Genomic DNA, 16,809 nt, shown 5'->3' with positions numbered 1-16,809 from the left:
CTACTGGGCCCTCGCGGTCAGGCCGCGGCTGCGCAGCACCCAGCGCTCCAGCGGGCTGAAGACGATGAGGTCGATCGCTATGCCCACCACGAGGATCAGCAGGATGCCGAGGAAGACGCCGGCCATGTCGGACGCCTCGCGCATGTTCTCCAGGTAGCGGCCCAGCCCCACGCCCAGGTCGGGCGAGGAGGCGATCAGCTCGGCGGCCATCAGGGAGCGCCAGGAGAACGCCCAGCCCTGCTTCAGCCCGGCCACGTAGCCCGGCAGGGACGCGGGCAGCAGGATGAACCAGGCGCCGCGCAGCCCGGTCGCGCCGATGGTGCGGCCCGCCCGCAGGTACAGCGGCGGGACCTGGTCGATGCCGGCCACCAGGCCGTTGGCGATCGAGGGGACCGCGCCGAGCAGGATCACCGCGTACATCGCCGAGTCGCTCAGGCCCAGCCAGATCACCGCGGCCGGCACCCACGCCACCGAGGGCAGCGACTGGAGCCCGGACAGGATCGGCCCGATGGCGGCCCGGACGAAGGGCACCCGGGCGACCAGCAGGCCCAGCGGGGTGCCGATCACCAGCGCGGCGAGGAAGCCGAGCAGGCCGCGCTCCACGCTGGTCCAGATGATCGAGAACAGGTCACCGGCGTTCCACCGGTCCACCAGCTCCTGCCACACCGCGTGCGGGCTGGGCAGCTTCGTCGGGTCGGCGACTTTGCCCCACACGCACAGCTGCCACACCACCAGCACGAGCACGACCGCGCTGAGCGGCGGCAGCACCTTCTTCAGCAGCACCTGCCCGACCGGCGTGCGGCCGACGGAGACGGTCTCCAGCGCGTCCAGGCCGGCCTCCAGGCCGGACAGGTCCCGCGCCGACCGCTCGGCGCGCGCCTCGTCGTCCGCCCGCTCGTTCCCGTCGAGCGGCGCGGTGTCCTTCGCTCCGGTGTCAGTGCTGGCCATGGCGGCGGATCTCCCCCCGGAGTTCTTCGGTGATCTCGATGGACAGGTCGGCCACGCCCGCGTCCTCGATACGGCGCGGCTGCGGGATGTCGATGGTCCACTCCCGGTTGATCCGGCCGGGCCGGGAGGACAGCAGCACGACCCGCTGGGCGAGCCGGACCGCCTCGCGCACGTTGTGCGTCACGAACAGCACCGACAGGTCCGTCTCGGACCAGATCCGGGTCAGCTCGTCGTGCAGCACGTCCCGGGTGATCGCGTCGAGCGCCGCGAACGGCTCGTCCATCAGCAGCAGTTGGCTGTCCTGGGCGAGCGCCCGGGCCAGCGCCACCCGCTGCCGCATCCCGCCGGACAGCTCGTGCACCCGCTTGCCGTACGCGTCGCCGAGCCGGACCAGGGACAGCAGCCGTTCGGCCTCGGCCCTGCGCTCCTCGCGCGGCACCCCGCGCAGCCGCAGCGCCAGTTCGATGTTCTTGCCCGCGGTCAGCCACGGGAACAGCGCGTGCTCCTGGAACATCAGCGCGGGCCGCCCGCCGGGCGCGTCGATCGCGCCGGCCGAGGGCTTGTCCAGCCCGGCCACCAGGTTCAGCAGGGTGGACTTGCCGCACCCCGAGGCACCCAGCAGGCAGACGAACTCACCCGGCGCCACGTCGAGCGTGATGTCGTCCAGCACGAGCTGCTGGGCGCCGGGCCTGCCGAACGCCTTCGAAACATGGTCGATGCGCGCGGCGTACCCGGCGGGTCCCGCCGGCGGTGCCGCGGGGCCGGTGAGGGTGTCGGCCATGGTGGTCACCTCCTGGGGTCCTCGGTTGCGCATGGGATGGGGTCGGTCGGGTGCGGCGGAGTGCGGTGCCGCGGTACGGCTTCGCGGTGGGGCCGCGAGGCCGCGGTGCTGAGCTGTGCTGACGCCTGCTGAGGTGCGCTGACCTGCCGCGCGGCCGGGCCGTCGGGGCCATCCGGGCCGTCGGGTCCGGCCGCGCGGAGCGGGGGGCTACTGCGTGCCGAGCCCGGCGGCGCTCACCGTCGGCTTGCCCTGCTCCTTGAGGACCTTGTTGAGCAGCGTGAGGTCGTAGATCCCGTCCAGCTTCGGCGCCTTGAGCAGGCCCGCCGACACCGCGTGCTCCGCCTCGGCCTTGGCGGTGTCCGCCAGCGGGTCGTCGAGCACCTGGATGGACTTCCACGCCGGGTCGAGCTGGCTGGCCGGCAGCGACTTCTGGGTCAGCGCCTTGATCTGGGTGTTCGCGTCCGCCTTCGCCTTGTCGGGGTTGGCGTTGATCCACGCGTTGGTCTTCACCGAGCCGCGCAGCACCGCCTCGACGACGTCGGGGTGCGCCTTGAGGAACTTCTGCGACACGATCACGTTGGTGATCACGAACTGCTTGTTCGGCCACAGCGTGCTCTCGTCGAGCAGCACCTTCGCGCCCTCGTCCACCAGCTTCGACGCGGTGGGCTCCGGCACCCACGCGCCGTCGATGGAACCGCTCGCGTACGCCTGCGGGGCCAGCGAGTTGTCGGTGCGGACCACCGACACGTCGCCCTTGCCGCTCTGCGCGTCGACCTTCCAGCCCTTGGACCTGATGAAGTTCAGCAGCGCCACGTCCTGGGTGTTGCCCAGCTGCGGGGTGGCGATCTTCTTGCCCTTGAGATCCGCGATGGTCTTGATCTTCTTCGGGTTGACCACCAGCTTGACGCCGCCCGAGGCCGACCCCGAGATGATCTTCAGGTCGGAGCCCTTGGACTGGGTGTAGCCGTTGATGGACGGCGAGGGGCCGATCCAGCCGATGTCGATCGAGCCGGCGTTGAGCGCCTCGATCTCCGCGGGGCCCGCGTTGAAGGTGGACTGCTTGATCTTGGTGCTGCCCAACTCCTGCTGGAAGAAGCCCTCTTTCAGGCCGACCAGGGCGGTGGCGTGGGTGAGGTTCGGGAAGTAGCCGATCTTCACCTCGTCGGTGGAGAGCTTCTTCGCGCTCGCGCTGCCGCCGGCGGCGGCCGGTGCGGAGGTGGCGTCGTCGTCCGACTTGCTGGAGCCGTAGCCGCAGGCGGAAAGAGCGCCGAAGAGGATCGGCAGCGCGGCGGCCGCGGCGACGAGTCTGCGGCGGCGGGAGGCACGCGGGGCGGATATGCGGGGCAGGGCAGACACGGGTGTGTCCCTTCGTAAGGCCCGGCGTGTCGCGCCCGATGGTGCTAGGGCGCGGCCGGAGTGGCGTCAGGTCCTCGGAAGCGGTGCCGCGGCAGGGCGTGCCGGGCACGGCGGGTGCGTCTCGGGTACGGCGGACGGAGCGGGTACGCGGCGCACCCGGCAGGAGCGCGGTGTGCGCGGCGTACGGCGGTGGCCGCGGCGGTGGTGCGGGCCGCGGCCGGGCGGGTCAGCCCGCACATCGTGCGACCCCGCCCGTCCCGGCGCCGACCCGGCCGCTGCCGACCCGCCCGCCTTCCTTCGCGAAGCCCGAGAAGGCTTCCTGAGCCAGATCCGACACCGTCAGAAGTCCCATCCGTCGTCGTCGGCGGCCGGGGCCTGGGGGCGGGCGGCGAACGGCTCGCCCGCCATGCCGGCCGTCAGCGTGGCGCCGTCGGCGGGGTCGATGAGCAGGAACGACCCGGTCAGCCGCGACTCGGCGTAGGCGTCCACCGGCAGCGGCTCCGCGGTGCGCAGCACCACCGCGCCGATGTCGTTGACCTCCAGCGCCGCCGGGTTCTCCTCGTGGGCGAGGCCGTGCGACAGGTCGATCCGGTACGGCAGTTCCTTCACGATCGCCTTCACCGTGCGGGTGGCGTGCTTGAGCAGCACCCGCTCGCCGACCCGCAGCGGCCGCTCGTGCAGGTGGCACGCGGTGGCGGTGATGTCCTGGGTGACGGCCGGCGCGTGGGCGGTCGGCGCGATCAGATCGCCGCGGGAGACGTCCACGTCGTCGGTGAGCAGCACGGTCACCGACTGCGGGGCCCACGCGGTGTCCACCGCGGTGCCGAGCGCGTCGATCCCGGCGATCGTGGTGGTCCGGCCCGAGGGCAGCACCGTCACCGGGTCGCCGACCCGCAGCAGCCCGGAGGCGATCTGCCCGGCGTAGCCGCGGTAGTCGGGGTGCTCGGCGGTCTGCGGCCGGATCACGTACTGCACCGGGAAGCGCGGCGGGCAGCCGGTCAGGTCGTGGCCGACCCGGACGGTCTCCAGGTGCTCCAGCACCGTCGGGCCGCCGTACCAGTCCATGTTCGCCGACGGCTCCACCACGTTGTCCCCGGTGAGCGCGGAGATCGGGATGGCGGCGACGTCCGGCACGCCGAGCGAGGCCGCGTACGCGGTGAACTCCTCGGCGATCGCGGCGAACACCGGCTCGGCGTAGTCGACCAGGTCCATCTTGTTGACCGCCAGCACCACGTGCGGCACCCGCAGCAGCGCGGCGACCGCGGCGTGCCGGCGGGTCTGCTCGACCACGCCGTTGCGGGCGTCCACCAGCACCACGGCCAGTTCGGCGGTGGACGCGCCGGTGACCATGTTGCGGGTGTACTGCACGTGCCCGGGGGTGTCGGCGAGGATGAACCGCCGCCGGGCGGTGGCGAAGTAGCGGTAGGCGACGTCGATGGTGATGCCCTGCTCGCGCTCGGCGCGCAGTCCGTCGGTGAGCAGCGCCAGGTCGGGGGCCTGCTGCCCGCGCACCAGGGACGCCCGCTGCACTGCCTCCAACTGGTCGGTGAGCACCGACTTGGAGTCGTGCAGCAGCCGCCCGACCAGCGTGGACTTGCCGTCGTCGACGGAGCCGGCGGTGGCGAAGCGCAGCAGGGTGGTGGCCGACAGCTGCTCGGCGGTGATCGGGCTCGTGGTGCCGGTCATGGCTAGAAGTACCCCTCGCGCTTGCGGTCTTCCATCGCGGCCTCGGACATCTTGTCGTCGGCGCGGGTGGCGCCCCGCTCGGTGAGCCGGGAGGCGGCGATCTCGGTGATCACCGCTTCGAGTGTGGTGGCGTCGGAGTCGACCGCGCCGGTGCAGGACATGTCGCCGACGGTGCGGTAGCGCACCAGCCGGGTCTGCACCGGCTCGTCGGCCTTCGGGCCGCCCCAGTCGCCCGCGGTCAGCCACATGCCGGCCCGGTTGAAGACCTCCCGCCGGTGCGCGAAGTAGATCTCCGGCAGCGCGATGTGCTCCCGGGCGATGTACTGCCACACGTCCAGCTCGGTCCAGTTGGAGAGCGGGAAGACCCGCACGTGCTCGCCGGGGGCGTGCCGGCCGTTGTAGAGCGACCACAGCTCGGGGCGCTGGCGGCGCGGGTCCCACTGGGAGAACTCGTCGCGCAGCGAGAAGACCCGCTCCTTGGCGCGCGCCTTCTCCTCGTCGCGCCGGCCGCCGCCGAACACCGCGTCGAAGCGGTGCTGCTGGATCGCCTCGGTGAGCGGCACGGTCTGCAGCGGGTTGCGGGTGCCGTCCGGGCGCTCGCGCAGCCGCCCGTCGTCGATGTAGTCCTGCACCTTCGCGACGTGCAGCCGCAAGGTGTGCTCGGCGACCGTACGGTCCCGGTACTCCAGCACCTCGGGGAAGTTGTGGCCGGTGTCGACGTGCAGCAGCGAGAACGGCACCGCGGCCGGCGCGAACGCCTTCAGCGCCAGGTGCAGCATCACGATCGAGTCCTTGCCGCCGGAGAAGAGGATCACCGGCCGCTCGAACTCGCCCGCGACCTCGCGGAAGATGTGCACCGCCTCCGACTCCAGCGCGTCCAGGTGCGTGAGCGCGTACGGACTGGCGGTCGCCCCGCTCTGCGCGACGGTCGTCGTCATGCCCTACCTCTTTCGCTCGCGATGCGGCCGCTGTCCCCGAGGTACGCGTACACGGCGGCCGCCGACTGCGCGACGCTGCTGCCCTGGGTCTCGATGCGCAGATCGGGGTGCTGCGGTACCTCGTACGGGTCGTCGACCCCGGTGAGCCCGGTCAGCTCGCCCGCGGCCTGCTTGGCGTACAGCCCCTTGACGTCGCGCACCGCGCAGACGTCCACGGGGGTGGCGATGTGCACCTCGACGTAGTCGGTGCCGCGGCTCTGGTGCCGCTTGCGGACCGCCTCGCGGCTGTCGGAGTAGGGCGCGATCACCGGGACCAGCACCAACACGCCGTGTGAGGCGAGCAGTTCGGCGACGAAGCCGATCCGCTGCACGTTGGTGTGCCGGTCCTCGCGGGTGAAGCCGAGCCCGGCGGAGAGGAATTCGCGGATCTCGTCGCCGTCCAGCACCTCGACCCGCCGGCCCTCGGCGCGCAGCTGCTCCGCCAACGCGGTGGCGATGGTCGTCTTGCCCGCGCTGGGCAGCCCGGTGAGCCATACCGTGGCTCCGCCGCTCATCCGGTCCTCCTGGTTCGTCGACTCGGTGGTCGTCGGTTCGGTCGTCTCGGGCTCGATGGTCGTGGGCTCGGTGGCCGTCGGCCCGGTGGCCGTCGGCCCGGTGGCCGTCGGCCCGGTGCGGCTGCGGGCAGCCGCGTCCGGGGGCGTGCGCACAGCGTTCACCGGTGTGTTCACAGGTGGATGCCGCACTCGGTCTTGCCGAGCCCGGCCCACCGGCCCGACCTGGCGTCCTCGCCCTCCAGCACCCGGCGGGTGCAGGGGGCGCAGCCCACCGAGGCATAGCCGTCCATCAGCAGCGGGTTGGTGAGAACCCCGTGCTGAGCGACGTATGTTTCCACGTCTTCCTGTGTCCATCGGGCGATCGGGGCGATCTTCACCTTTCGGCGCTTGGCGTCCCAACCGACCACCGGGGTGCCCGCGCGGGTCGGGGACTCGTCGCGGCGCAGCCCGGTGGCCCACGCGTCGTAGCCGCGCAGGCCCGCCTCCAGGGGGGCGACCTTGCGCAGCGCGCAGCACAGGTCGGGGTCGCGGTCGTGCAGCTTCGCGCCGTACTGCGCGTCCTGCTCGGCGACGGTCTGCGCCGGGGTGAGCGTGATCACGTTCACGTCCATGACGGCGTCCACGGCGTCCCGGGTGCCGATGGTCTCCGGGAAGTGGTAGCCGGTGTCGAGGAAGACGACGTCCACGCCGGGCATGGCGCGCGAGGCCAGGTGCGCGACGACGGCGTCCTCCATCGAGGAGGTGACGCAGAAGCGGCGGCCGAAGGTGTCGGCGGCCCAGCGCAGCACGTCGAGTGCGGACGCCTCCTCCAGGTCGCGGCCGCCCTGTTCGGCCAGCCGCTCCAGGTCCTGCGCGGTGTGCGGTGCGGTGGTCACGGTGCGCCTCCGTCGGAAGAGCCGTGCGGGGAAGGTCCCTTGAAGCCCTCGGCGAGCAGGCCGAGGAACTTCAACTGGAATGCGCGGTTGCAGGCCCGGCATTCCCACGAGCCGTGCCCCTGTTCCGAGGGGCGCAGGTCCTCGTCGCCGCAGTAGGGGCAGTAGAACGGCGCGGCTCGCTCCGTCACGACAGCTCCTCCTCCGACGCTCTGGCCGCCCACTGGGCGAAGCGCTCGCCGTCGGTGCGCCCGGCCTGGAAGCGGCCCAGCACGCGCTCGACGTAGTCGGGCAGTTCGGTGGCGGTGACCTTCAGGCCGCGGACCTTGCGGCCGAAGCCCGGGTCGAGGCCGAGGCCGCCGCCGAGGTGCACCTGGTAGCCCTCGACCTGGTTGCCGTCGGCGTCGGTGACGAGCTGGCCCTTGAGCCCGATGTCCGCGGTCTGGATACGGGCGCAGGAGTTGGGGCAGCCGTTGATGTTGATCGCGATCGGCTCGTCGAAGTCCGGCAGCCGCCGCTCGAGTTCGTCGATCAGCGAGGCGCCGCGCGCCTTCGTCTCCACGATCGCCAGCTTGCAGAACTCGATGCCGGTGCAGGCCATGGTGCCGCGCCGGAAGGGCGAGGGCGCGACCTGGAGGTCGAGCGCTTCGAGCCCGGCGGTCAGCGACGCGACCTGGTCCTCCTCGACGTCCAGCACGATCAGCTTCTGGTCGGTGGTGGTGCGCAGCCGGTCCGAGCCGTGCGCGCCGGCGAGTTCGGCGATCTTCGTCAGGGTGGCGCCGTCGACCCGGCCGACCCGCGGCGCGAAGCCGACGTAGTACCGGCCGTCCTTCTGCCGGTGCACGCCGATGTGGTCGCGCCACACCTGCGCCGGCTGCTCGGGCCCGGGGCCGTCCAGCAGCGGCCGCTTGAGGTACTCGTCCTGGAGCACCTGGCGGAACTTCTCCGCGCCCCAGTCCGCGACGAGGAACTTCAGCCGGGCGCGGCCGCGCAGCCGCCGGTAGCCGTAGTCGCGGAAGATGCCGATCACCCCGGCCCACACGTCGGGCACCTCGCCCAGCGGCACCCACGCGCCGAGCCGCACGCCCAGCTTGGGGTTGGTGGACAGCCCGCCGCCGACCCACAGGTCGAAGCCGGGGCCGTGCTCGGGGTGGTCCACGCCGACGAACGCGATGTCGTTGATCTCGTGCACCACGTCGAGCAGCGGGGAGCCGGAGATCGCGGTCTTGAACTTGCGCGGCAGGTTGGAGAACTCCTTGGTGCCGATGTACCGCTCGTGGATCTCGTCGATCGCGGGGGTGCCGTCGATGATCTCGTCCTCGGCGATGCCCGCGACGGGGGAGCCGAGGATGACCCGCGGCACGTCGCCGCACGCCTCGGTGGTGGACAGGCCCACGGCCTCCAGCCGGCGCCAGATCTCCGGCACGTCCTCGATCCTGATCCAGTGGTACTGGATGTTCTGCCGGTCGGTGAGGTCGGCGGTGCCGCGGGCGAACTCCTGCGAGATCTCGCCGATCACCCGCAGTTGGGCCACGGTCAGCCGGCCGCCGTCGATCCGCACCCGCATCATGAAGAAGCTGTCGTCCAGCTCCTCCGGCTCCAGCACGGCGGTGCGGCCGCCGTCGATCCCGGGCCGGCGCTGGGTGTACAGGCCCCACCAGCGCATCCGCCCGCGCAGGTCGGAACCGTCGATCGAGTCGAAGCCGCGGTGCGCGTAGATCGTCTCGATCCGGGTCCGTACGTTGAGACCGTCGTCGTCCTTCTTGGACTGCTCGTTGGCGTTCAGCGGCGTGAAGTGGCCCATCGCCCACTGGCCTTCACCGCGGTGCCGTCCGGTCCTGCGGCGGGCGGCGGCGGCGTTCGGAGCGGCGCTCCCGGCCGGGGGCTGGGGGGAGTCGGGGCTGGAAGCCATGGCGATGCGTCCTTCGGGCAGGCGTGTATACGGGTCGGTGCGGCGCGGGGCGGCATGCGGCACGGGCTGACCCGGGGCCTGCGCGGGCGCAGGGCATCACGGCTCACCCGATCACGGCAGGCGGCTCTCGCGCATCCACGACGGCGGGGACGGCGGGGTCGGCGCGGTACGCGCCGCTAGGTGCTCAGCCCGCCGGACAGATGGCGCTGGACACGCGGCAGAAGTCGACGTGCGGCCGACCTACCAAGGCGATTCCAGTGCGTGACATGACGAAAGCGTGGCACGCAGGTATTCGGCCAGTCCACCGACATCCACGATGTGGACCACTTCATCCCGAATAGTGGGCACCGCTTGCCTCGCGGACCGCTCACCCCCGTTCCGCGAGCACCGCCGGGGCCAGCGAGTGGGGGAGCAGCTCCGCCTCGCGGACCGGCCGCAGCACCTCCACGCGCACCCCGTCGGCGAAACGATACGGCCGGTGCGCCAGCACGCCCGCGAGGGTGCGGCGCAGCCTCGACATCTCCGCGCGGACAGTCACCGTACGGCTCGGGTCGCCGAAGAGGTCCGCGGCGAGCTGCGCCGCGCTGCGCCCGCCCGGGTGCAGCGCCAGCACGAACAGCAGCTCGGCATGGCGCGGGCTGAGCTGCTGCGTCCAGCCGCCGGCCGGGCCGTGCACGGTCACCTCGCTGCCCTGCGCCCCGCTCACGTCGAGCACCACGCGGTTCCCAGCCACCGGCCGCTCCCGCGCGCTCACCCGGATCAGCCAGCCGCCCGGCAGCGGGTCCAGCTCGCACAGCCCCAGCGCCGGCAGCCACGCCTGCCCGGGCCGCACCTCCACGGGCAGCGTGACCCGGTCCGGGCCGGCCATCCCGGTCACCGCCGCCGTCCACCCGTTCCGGTCCACGGCCAGCGCCTGCCCGGAGATCCGGGTCAGCAGCGGCGCCGCCACCGACCGCAGCCGCTCCACCGCCTCCCAGTGCCGCGCCCGCAGTTCGCCCTCCGCGACCCGGGCGACCGCCGACACCAGTGCCAGCGTGCTGGGATGGGCCCGGGTGGCGGGACCGCTCACGTCCACCACGCCCAGCAGCCGGCCGTCGCGCGGGTCGTGCAGCGGCGCGGCCGCGCAGGTCCAGTGGTGCAGGGTGCGGACGAAGTGCTCGGCCGAGTGCACTTGCAACGGGGTACGGGTGACCAGCGCGGTGCCGATCGCGTTGGTGCCCACCGAGCCCTCGGCCCAGGACGCGCCCTCGGCGAAGCCCAGCCGGTCGGCGCTCTTGCTGAGCGCGAGGTTGCCGTCGCGCCACAGCACCCGGCCCTCGGCGTCGGTGACCACCATGATGTGCCGGTCCGCGTTCGCGACCGACACCAGGCCGTCGCGCAGGCTCGGCAGGATGTCCGCGAGCGGGGTGGACTGCCGGCGCTGCTCGACGTCGTCGGTGCTCAGGATGCGGTCGGGCTCTCCGGTGTCGGGGTCCACGCCCAGCCGCAGCATCCGCGTCCACGACTCGCCGATCACCGTGCGCGGCGCCGTGCACGGCGCCTGACCGGCCAGGGCGGCCTCCCGTGCCGACGCCAGCAGGCGCTCCGAGGTCCGCTCGCCGGTGCCGGCCGACCGCACCGCACCGATCCGAAGGTGTGCCATCTCGCCCCCGCTCAGCCCCGTTGCCGTGTTCCGGTGGTCGGTGCGCCCGCGTAGCCGCGGCCACCGGGGCGCACCGGGGCCGCGTGCAACCTTCTGCAACGGTTGCGAGCCTACGCGAATTCGACCGACAGTGACGGCACGTCACCGACCCTGCACAGGTCCAACTCGCGGTCGGTGGAGCCCCGTCGGGTACGGGCCGTGTACTGGGGGTGGTGCCGAGTCGGCGCGGTGCCACCCCCACCGCCCGGACCGGCGCCCGCCCGCCCGGGTGTCCTCGCGGGTGCCCTCGCTCCGCGGGTGCCCTCCCTTGCTCCGCAGGCGCCGTCGCGGGGGTCCCTACTCCCCGGGCGGCTCCCCGGTCACCCTCACCCCTCCACCGGCCTGGCCCGGTCCACCAGCGCCGCCAGATCGACCGAGCGCGGCAGCGTGCCGAACGTCGCGCCCCAGTCCCGGCCCAGCCGCGACGCGCAGAACGCGTCGGCCACCGGCGCGGGCGCGAACCGCACCAGCAGCGAGCCCTGGAAGACCAGCGCCATCCGCTCCACGACCCGCCGGGCCCGCGCCTCGATGCCCTCCAGGTCGGCGAGGTCGGAGAGCAGGTCCTTCACCGCGGCGTCCAGCCGGTGGTCCGCGCCGTGCGCGAGCCCGATCTCCGCGAGGAAGGCGTCCACCGCCTGCGGCTCGCGCTGGAGCACCCGCAGCACGTCGAGCGCCTGCACGTTCCCGGAGCCCTCCCACACCGAGTTCAGCGGCGACTCCCGGAAGATCCGCGGCATGCCGGACTCCTCGACGTAGCCGTTGCCGCCCAGGCACTCCAGCGCCTCGACGGCCACCGACGGGCACCGCTTGGTGACCCAGAACTTGGTGACCGCCACCGCGAGCCGGCGCAGCGCGCGTTCGCGCGGGGTGTCCGCGTCGTACGCCGCCGCCAGCCGCAGCACCGCGGTGGTGGCCGCCTCCGACTCCAGTGCCAGGTCGGCCAGGACGTTGCGCATCAGCGGCTTGTCGATCAGCGGTCCGCCGAACGCGCTGCGGTAGGTGGCGTGGTGCACCGCCTGCGCGACCGCCTGCCGCATCAGCGCGGCCGAACCCAGCGCGCAGTCCAGCCGGGTGGCGGCCACCATCTCGATGATCGTGGCGATCCCGCGGCCTTCCTCGCCGACCCGGCGTGCCCAGGTGCCGGCGAACTCCACCTCGGAGGAGGCGTTGGAGCGGTTGCCGAGCTTGTCCTTCAGCCGCTGGATCGCGAAGACGTTGCGGGTGCCGTCGGCCAGCACCCGCGGCACCAGGAAGCAGGTCAGCCGGTCCTGGTCCCGGTCCGGCGCCGGCACCTGCGCCAGCACCAGGAAGCCGTCCGACATCGGCGCCGAGCAGAACCACTTGTGGCCGGTGAGGGTGTAACTGCCGTCCTCCGCGAGCGGCTGCGCGGTGGTGGTGTTCGAGCGGACGTCGGAGCCGCCCTGCTTCTCGGTCATGCCCATCCCGAACAGCGCGCCCGGCTTCTGCCCGGGGGCGACCAGCCGGTGGTCGTAGACGTGCGAGCCGAGCCGCGGCTCCCACTCGGCGGCCAGTTCCGGGTCGGCGCGCAGCGCGGGCACCGCGGCGTGCGTCATCGACACCGGGCAGCCGTGCCCGGCCTCGGCCTGCGTCCACACCATGAAGCCCGCGGCCCGCCGCAGATGGCCCTGGGGCCGCGACCAGGCGTCGGTCAGGCCCGAGGAGACCGCGTGGCCCAGCAGCCGGTGCCAGGCCGGATGGAAGTCCACCTCGTCGATCCGGTTGCCGTACCGGTCGTGGGTGCGCAGCACTGGGGTGCAGGTGTTCGCCTCCTCGCCCCACTGCTGCGCCTGAGCGGAACCCGCGGCCTTGCCGAGGTCGCTCAACTCGTCGGTGATCTCCGCCAGCCGCACCGGGTCCGCGTGCCGCGCCACACCTTCGGCGAGCGCGCGGTCGGTGCTGTACACGTCATGGCCGACCAGGGGCGGCACCTGGTTCGTGACCGTGTGAGTGGGGGCAGTCATGCCAGCTAACGTAAGGGGGTGCAAGCAGCAGACGAAAGAAGCCATCGGCGTCCGGGTCGGTGGCGAAGGGCCCGCGCGCTGTACCGGAATGTCTCCAAACGCCGGATGGCCTGGCTGCTGCTCAAGGACACGGTGGACTCCTGCATGGAGTACCGCGTCACCGGACTCGCCGCCGAGGCGGCCTTCTTCGTGCTGCTGTCGCTGCCGCCGCTGCTGCTCGGGCTGGTCGGCGCGCTCGGCTACGTCGACACCGTGGTCGGCCTCGACACGATCGACCACATCCGGCACAACATCCTCAAGGCGTCCTCGACGGTGCTCTCCGACAAGGGCGTCAACCAGCTGGTCAAGCCGCTGGTGGACGACGTCTTCCACGGCCGCCGGCCGGACCTGATCTCCATCGGCTTCCTGATCGCCCTGTGGTCGGGCTCCCGCGCCGTCAACGTCTTCGTCGACACCATCACCATCATGTACGGCCTGGAGGGCCGCCGCGGCATCGTCCGCACCCGGCTGATGTCCCTGCTGCTGTACGTGGCCGCGCTGCTGGTCGGCGCGGCCGTGCTGCCACTGGTCGTGGTCGGGCCCGGCACGCTGACCCGGTACCTACCCGGGGGCAGCGCGACCGAGCACATCCTGTACTGGCCGGCCGCGCTGTTCGCCTCGATCGCGTTCCTCACCACGCTGTACCACGTCTCGGTGCCGGTCAGATCGCCCTGGTACGAGGACGTGCCCGGCGCGCTGGTGGCCCTGCTGATGTGGGTGCTCGGCAGCTTCGTACTGCGGATCTACCTCACCCACGCCGTCGAGGGGCACACGATCTACGGCTCGCTGGCCGCGCCCGTCGCGGTGCTGCTGTGGATAGGTGTGTCCGCGTTCGCGGTCCTGGTCGGCGCGGCGGTCAACGCCGCCGTGGACCGGGTGTGGCCCTCGGTCGCCACCTCCGCGGCCCGCGAGGAGAACGCCCGGCTGCGGGAGGCCGCCGCGGAGGCCGTGGTGGCCCGCGCGGCCGCCCGCCGGGCCCGGCACGCGGCGCCGAGCACCGAAGAGGAGGAAGAGCGCGAGGCGCAGTTGCCGCCGGCGGAGTACCCGGAGCGCTGGGCCGACTTCCATCCGCACCTGGACATCCGGGCCCGGCTGCGGCCCAGCCGCCCCGGCGCCACCCCGCGCCGCCGCCCGCCGGCGCCCGACGCCCGCGACTATCCGAGCGAGGCGCCGCCGCCCGTGGCCCCGCCGACCCCGCAGTCCCTGTCCGCGGCCCCGCCCGCTCCGCGCGTGCCGCCGCCCCCGCCGCCCATGCCGCCCCTTCCGCCGGTGAACCCCCGGTACCCGCGTCCCCGGGGCGACGGCGGGCCGCCCGCCGGGTGACCGGCGCGGCCGGGCGACAATGGAGGGGTGTACAGCGAGTGGGCGCACCCGGTCGGCGGGGTCACCGTGTGGTCGCGGACGGACGGCGGCGGTGAGTACCGCGTGCTGCCCGACGGCTGCATGGACCTGATCTGGCACGACGGCACCCTCCTGGTCGCCGGCCCCGACACCGCGGCCCACGCCGCGCACGACCGGCCGGGCGCCTCCTACGCGGGACTGCGCTTCGCGCCGGGCGCGGGCCCGGGGCTGCTGGGCGTGCCCGCGCGCGAGATGCGGGACCTGCGGGTGCCGCTGGCGGACCTGTGGCCCGGGGCGCGGGCCCGGCAGCTGGCCGAGCGCGCCGGGGACGATCCGGTGGCGGTGCTGGAGCAGTGGGTCTCCCGCCGCACCCGCGAGGTGGGCCCGGCCGACCCGCTGCCGCGCCGGGTGGCCGGGGCGCTGGCGGCAGGGCGCACGGTCGCTGAGGTGGCCGGCCGGACCGGCCTGGGGGAGCGGCAGTTGCGGCGCCGCTGCGAGGCCGCGTTCGGGTACGGGCCGAAGACGCTGGCGCGCATCCTCCGCCTCCAGCGGGCGCTGGAACTCGCCCGCGCGGGCACGCCCTTCGCCGACGTGGCCGCGGAAGCCGGCTACGCCGACCAGCCGCACCTCTCCCGCGAGGTGCGCGCGCTGGCCGGCGTGCCGCTGGGCGAACTGGTCAGGAGGTAGCGCCCGTGGCGACCGAGGGCAGCGCCGCGAACAGCTCCACCGTGTTGCCGTCCGGGTCGTGGACGACGGCGTACCGCTGGCCCCAGAAGGCGTCCCACGGCTTGAGGTGACCCTCGTGACCCGCGTCCGTCAGCTCGCCGTAGCAGGCGTCCACCCCTTCGGGACTCCCGCAGTCGAAGGCGAGCGCCACCCGCGCGCCGACCGCCGGCTTCCACCCCGGGTCGAACGAGCGCACCGTCTCCACGGTGTCCCACGCCACCCGCAACCCCCCGGGCAGCACCACCTCCACATGCGGCTGCCCGTCGGCGTCGTCCGGCAACTCCAGCCCGAGCCTGCGGTAGAACGCCAGCGATGCGGCCATGTCGGCGACGGTGAGCGAGACGAGGTCAAGGCGGGGCGTGATGTGTGCGTTCATGCCATCCACGCTAGGTGCCGCCCCCGAGGCGGGTCTTGAACGAAACGGACACCGCGCCGGCCGCGCCCCTTGGCGGGGTGACGCTCCTTCCACGGAGGAGCCGCACGAACCAAGGGGCGCGGGGAACCGCGCGACCAGCCACCGCCGGTGTCAGCCGGGAACGAGACCTCGGCCGCGACGGCGGGTTGCCGTTCACCCGCCCGGCACCACCGCCGGGTTGTCGGCGTTCGTCAGGGTCTCCCAGGCGACGAAGAGGTCGTTCGTGCCTGCGGGGCGGCGGGACTCGGTGAGGGTCTGGGTGTTGGTCATCGCGATGCCCATCCGGTTGTGGAGGGCGTTGAAGCCGACCTCGGTGACCGGTCCGAGCCCGAGGTCGAGCTGTCCGCCGCACAGCCAGGACGGCGGCGTGGTGCCCAGTTCGTACTTCGACTGGAAACCGAGCGCCTGCCGCAGTCGCTCGCCGACCTGGGGGTAGAGGTCCTGGCCCTGGATCGCCGCGGTCTCGGCGATGTCGGAGATGGACGCGATGCCGTACCCGGTGTGGGTGAAGTCGCGGCAGGTCTCCTGGGTCAGACCGTCGACGAAGGTCGACTGGCCCTGCCAGTAACTGATGATCTGCGCGGAGGTGTTCAGCCCGCTGCCCGGCACGGTCTTGGGCAGCGATCCGTCCGAGGACAGGTAGATGTACGCCGGCACCCGGTTGAGGTAGCGCGCGATCGCCTTGTCGTAGTCGGACGAGTCGTTCAGGAAGATGGAGATGCCGACCGCGGCCTCCATCATCGTCAGCTCCCAGTTGCCGTTGCTGTTGGAGCCGTTGATCACCTCGGGCAGGTAGACGTCGCGCAGCATGTCGGAGAACCTGGCGATGTCCGACGAGGACCAGCCGTCGTACGTGTAGCGGATGATCTCCGCGGCGCGCGGCCACACCGAGCCCGCCCAGCCGGTCTGCAGTGGGGCGTTGCTGTTGGTGTGCTCGGTGATGGTCGACGCCCAGGCGTTCATCAGGTCGATGGACTTCTGCGCGTAGGCGCTGTTGCCGGTGATGTACCAGGCCAGCGCGTCGGTGTACGCGGCGATCGCGTCCTGCCGCTCGTCCGTGCAGCCGTAGTTGGGGTTGGAGTACGACCCGCACTCCACGTTGGCGCGCGGTTTGGGGGTGCGGGACAGGGAGGCGTACGAACTCCCGATCATCTGGTCGTACGCGTCCTTCCACGGCTCGGCGTTCGCCTGCACCTTGCCCTTGATGTAGTCGAGTTGGGGCAGGCTGACCATCACGCCGGGGTGGGTGAAGGTGGTCGGCGCGGCGGCCACGGCGGGGGCGGCGTGCGCGGCGGGCCGCGCGGCGGCGGAGGCGGTGGTGGAGGCGGAAGCGGTGCCGGTACCGGGCAGCGCGGCGACCGCGGTGCCGAGCGCGGCTGCCGCGGCGACCAGGATCATGGCGCGCCGGAAGCGTTTCCGGCCGCCGGCCGGCGGGGGAGTGCGGTGCGGGACGCTGTCGCGCATGGGGGGCTCCTCGGTCCGCGGTGGGGGTGTGGGGGTGCGGGTAGCGGTGCGGGGTAAGGAAACTTTCCTGTCCGTGGTACGGGAGGATCGCGCGGTGACGACAGTGCAGTCAAG

General features: G+C 72.9%; 16 protein-coding genes. 2 read left to right on the top strand and 14 right to left on the bottom strand.

The features are described 5' to 3' along the window. From OG896_RS08225 to OG896_RS08170, 12 genes are all read right to left on the bottom strand, one after another. Entirely contained in the window at positions 1–948 is a 948-nt protein-coding gene (locus OG896_RS08225; protein ID WP_329363786.1) for an ABC transporter permease, read from the bottom strand. Next, a complete protein-coding gene (locus OG896_RS08220; protein WP_402448636.1) occupies positions 935–1,738 on the bottom strand; it encodes an ABC transporter ATP-binding protein in 804 nt (267 codons plus the stop codon). The genes OG896_RS08225 and OG896_RS08220 overlap by 14 nt, the downstream gene beginning before the upstream one ends. A gap of 198 nt (positions 1,739–1,936) precedes the next feature. Continuing rightward, positions 1,937–3,067 carry an aliphatic sulfonate ABC transporter substrate-binding protein gene (locus OG896_RS08215; RefSeq protein WP_329373811.1) on the bottom strand — a complete coding sequence of 377 codons (1,131 nt, stop codon included), beginning with the start codon at positions 3,065–3,067 and terminating at the stop codon, positions 1,937–1,939. Between the two features lie 357 nt (positions 3,068–3,424). After that, the gene (locus OG896_RS08210) at positions 3,425–4,771 is read right to left on the bottom strand and encodes a sulfate adenylyltransferase subunit 1 (RefSeq protein WP_328470513.1); all 1,347 of its coding nucleotides are present in this window, start codon (positions 4,769–4,771) and stop codon (positions 3,425–3,427) included. A 2-nt stretch (positions 4,772–4,773) separates the two neighbouring features. Further along, positions 4,774–5,709, bottom strand: coding sequence for a sulfate adenylyltransferase subunit CysD (cysD, locus tag OG896_RS08205; protein ID WP_329363783.1), 936 nt, complete (start codon positions 5,707–5,709; stop codon positions 4,774–4,776). Next, complete coding sequence (gene cysC / locus OG896_RS08200) at positions 5,706–6,416, bottom strand: adenylyl-sulfate kinase (RefSeq protein WP_443057237.1); 711 nt, start codon at positions 6,414–6,416, stop codon at positions 5,706–5,708. The genes cysD and cysC overlap by 4 nt, the downstream gene beginning before the upstream one ends. Before the next feature lie 17 nt (positions 6,417–6,433). Beyond that, positions 6,434–7,138, bottom strand: coding sequence for a phosphoadenylyl-sulfate reductase (locus OG896_RS08195; RefSeq protein ID WP_329363781.1), 705 nt, complete (start codon positions 7,136–7,138; stop codon positions 6,434–6,436). Continuing rightward, a complete protein-coding gene (locus OG896_RS08190) occupies positions 7,135–7,326 on the bottom strand; it encodes a hypothetical protein (protein ID WP_329363779.1) in 192 nt (63 codons plus the stop codon). The genes OG896_RS08195 and OG896_RS08190 overlap by 4 nt, the downstream gene beginning before the upstream one ends. Continuing rightward, a complete protein-coding gene (locus OG896_RS08185; RefSeq protein WP_329363777.1) occupies positions 7,323–9,047 on the bottom strand; it encodes a nitrite/sulfite reductase in 1,725 nt (574 codons plus the stop codon). The genes OG896_RS08190 and OG896_RS08185 overlap by 4 nt, the downstream gene beginning before the upstream one ends. Before the next feature lie 184 nt (positions 9,048–9,231). Next, on the bottom strand, positions 9,232–9,315 hold the full coding sequence (locus OG896_RS08180; protein WP_322899662.1) for a putative leader peptide: 84 nt from the start codon (positions 9,313–9,315) through the stop codon (positions 9,232–9,234). Positions 9,316–9,414: 99 nt separating this feature from the next. After that, entirely contained in the window at positions 9,415–10,689 is a 1,275-nt protein-coding gene (locus OG896_RS08175; protein WP_329363775.1) for a helix-turn-helix domain-containing protein, read from the bottom strand. 365 nt (positions 10,690–11,054) lie between these two features. Next, positions 11,055–12,710 carry an acyl-CoA dehydrogenase family protein gene (locus tag OG896_RS08170; protein ID WP_329363773.1) on the bottom strand — a complete coding sequence of 552 codons (1,656 nt, stop codon included), beginning with the start codon at positions 12,708–12,710 and terminating at the stop codon, positions 11,055–11,057. A gap of 18 nt (positions 12,711–12,728) precedes the next feature. Between OG896_RS08170 and OG896_RS08165 the strand changes: the two genes are divergently transcribed. Continuing rightward, entirely contained in the window at positions 12,729–14,072 is a 1,344-nt protein-coding gene (locus tag OG896_RS08165; protein ID WP_443056969.1) for a YihY/virulence factor BrkB family protein, read from the top strand. A 27-nt stretch (positions 14,073–14,099) separates the two neighbouring features. Next, positions 14,100–14,777 carry a helix-turn-helix transcriptional regulator gene (locus tag OG896_RS08160; RefSeq protein ID WP_329363769.1) on the top strand — a complete coding sequence of 226 codons (678 nt, stop codon included), beginning with the start codon at positions 14,100–14,102 and terminating at the stop codon, positions 14,775–14,777. Here OG896_RS08160 and OG896_RS08155 read toward each other — a convergent pair. Then, entirely contained in the window at positions 14,767–15,192 is a 426-nt protein-coding gene (locus tag OG896_RS08155; RefSeq protein ID WP_329363767.1) for a VOC family protein, read from the bottom strand. The genes OG896_RS08160 and OG896_RS08155 overlap by 11 nt on opposite strands. A gap of 192 nt (positions 15,193–15,384) precedes the next feature. Next, a complete protein-coding gene (locus OG896_RS08150) occupies positions 15,385–16,629 on the bottom strand; it encodes an alginate lyase family protein (protein WP_443057236.1) in 1,245 nt (414 codons plus the stop codon). Positions 16,630–16,809 lie beyond the last annotated feature (180 nt).

Origin of the sequence: Streptomyces sp. NBC_00669, assembly GCF_036226785.1 — a bacterium.
Classification (GTDB): Bacteria; Actinomycetota; Actinomycetes; order Streptomycetales; family Streptomycetaceae; genus Actinacidiphila.
This window is presented reverse-complemented; position numbering and strand designations above follow the sequence as displayed.

What these genes read in the sequence shown, in the direction of transcription:
- OG896_RS08225 (WP_329363786.1), bottom strand. Translation starts at nt 948, where the DNA reads ATGGCCAGCACTGACACCGGAGCGAAGGACACCGCGCCGCTCGACGGG.
- OG896_RS08210 (WP_328470513.1), bottom strand. Translation starts at nt 4,771, where the DNA reads ATGACCGGCACCACGAGCCCGATCACCGCCGAGCAGCTGTCGGCCACC.
- cysD (WP_329363783.1), bottom strand. Translation starts at nt 5,709, where the DNA reads ATGACGACGACCGTCGCGCAGAGCGGGGCGACCGCCAGTCCGTACGCG.
- OG896_RS08185 (WP_329363777.1), bottom strand. Translation starts at nt 9,047, where the DNA reads ATGGCTTCCAGCCCCGACTCCCCCCAGCCCCCGGCCGGGAGCGCCGCT.
- OG896_RS08180 (WP_322899662.1), bottom strand. Translation starts at nt 9,315, where the DNA reads ATGTCACGCACTGGAATCGCCTTGGTAGGTCGGCCGCACGTCGACTTC.
- OG896_RS08175 (WP_329363775.1), bottom strand. Translation starts at nt 10,689, where the DNA reads ATGGCACACCTTCGGATCGGTGCGGTGCGGTCGGCCGGCACCGGCGAG.
- OG896_RS08170 (WP_329363773.1), bottom strand. Translation starts at nt 12,710, where the DNA reads ATGACTGCCCCCACTCACACGGTCACGAACCAGGTGCCGCCCCTGGTC.
- OG896_RS08155 (WP_329363767.1), bottom strand. Translation starts at nt 15,192, where the DNA reads ATGAACGCACACATCACGCCCCGCCTTGACCTCGTCTCGCTCACCGTC.
- OG896_RS08150 (WP_443057236.1), bottom strand. Translation starts at nt 16,629, where the DNA reads ATGATCCTGGTCGCCGCGGCAGCCGCGCTCGGCACCGCGGTCGCCGCG.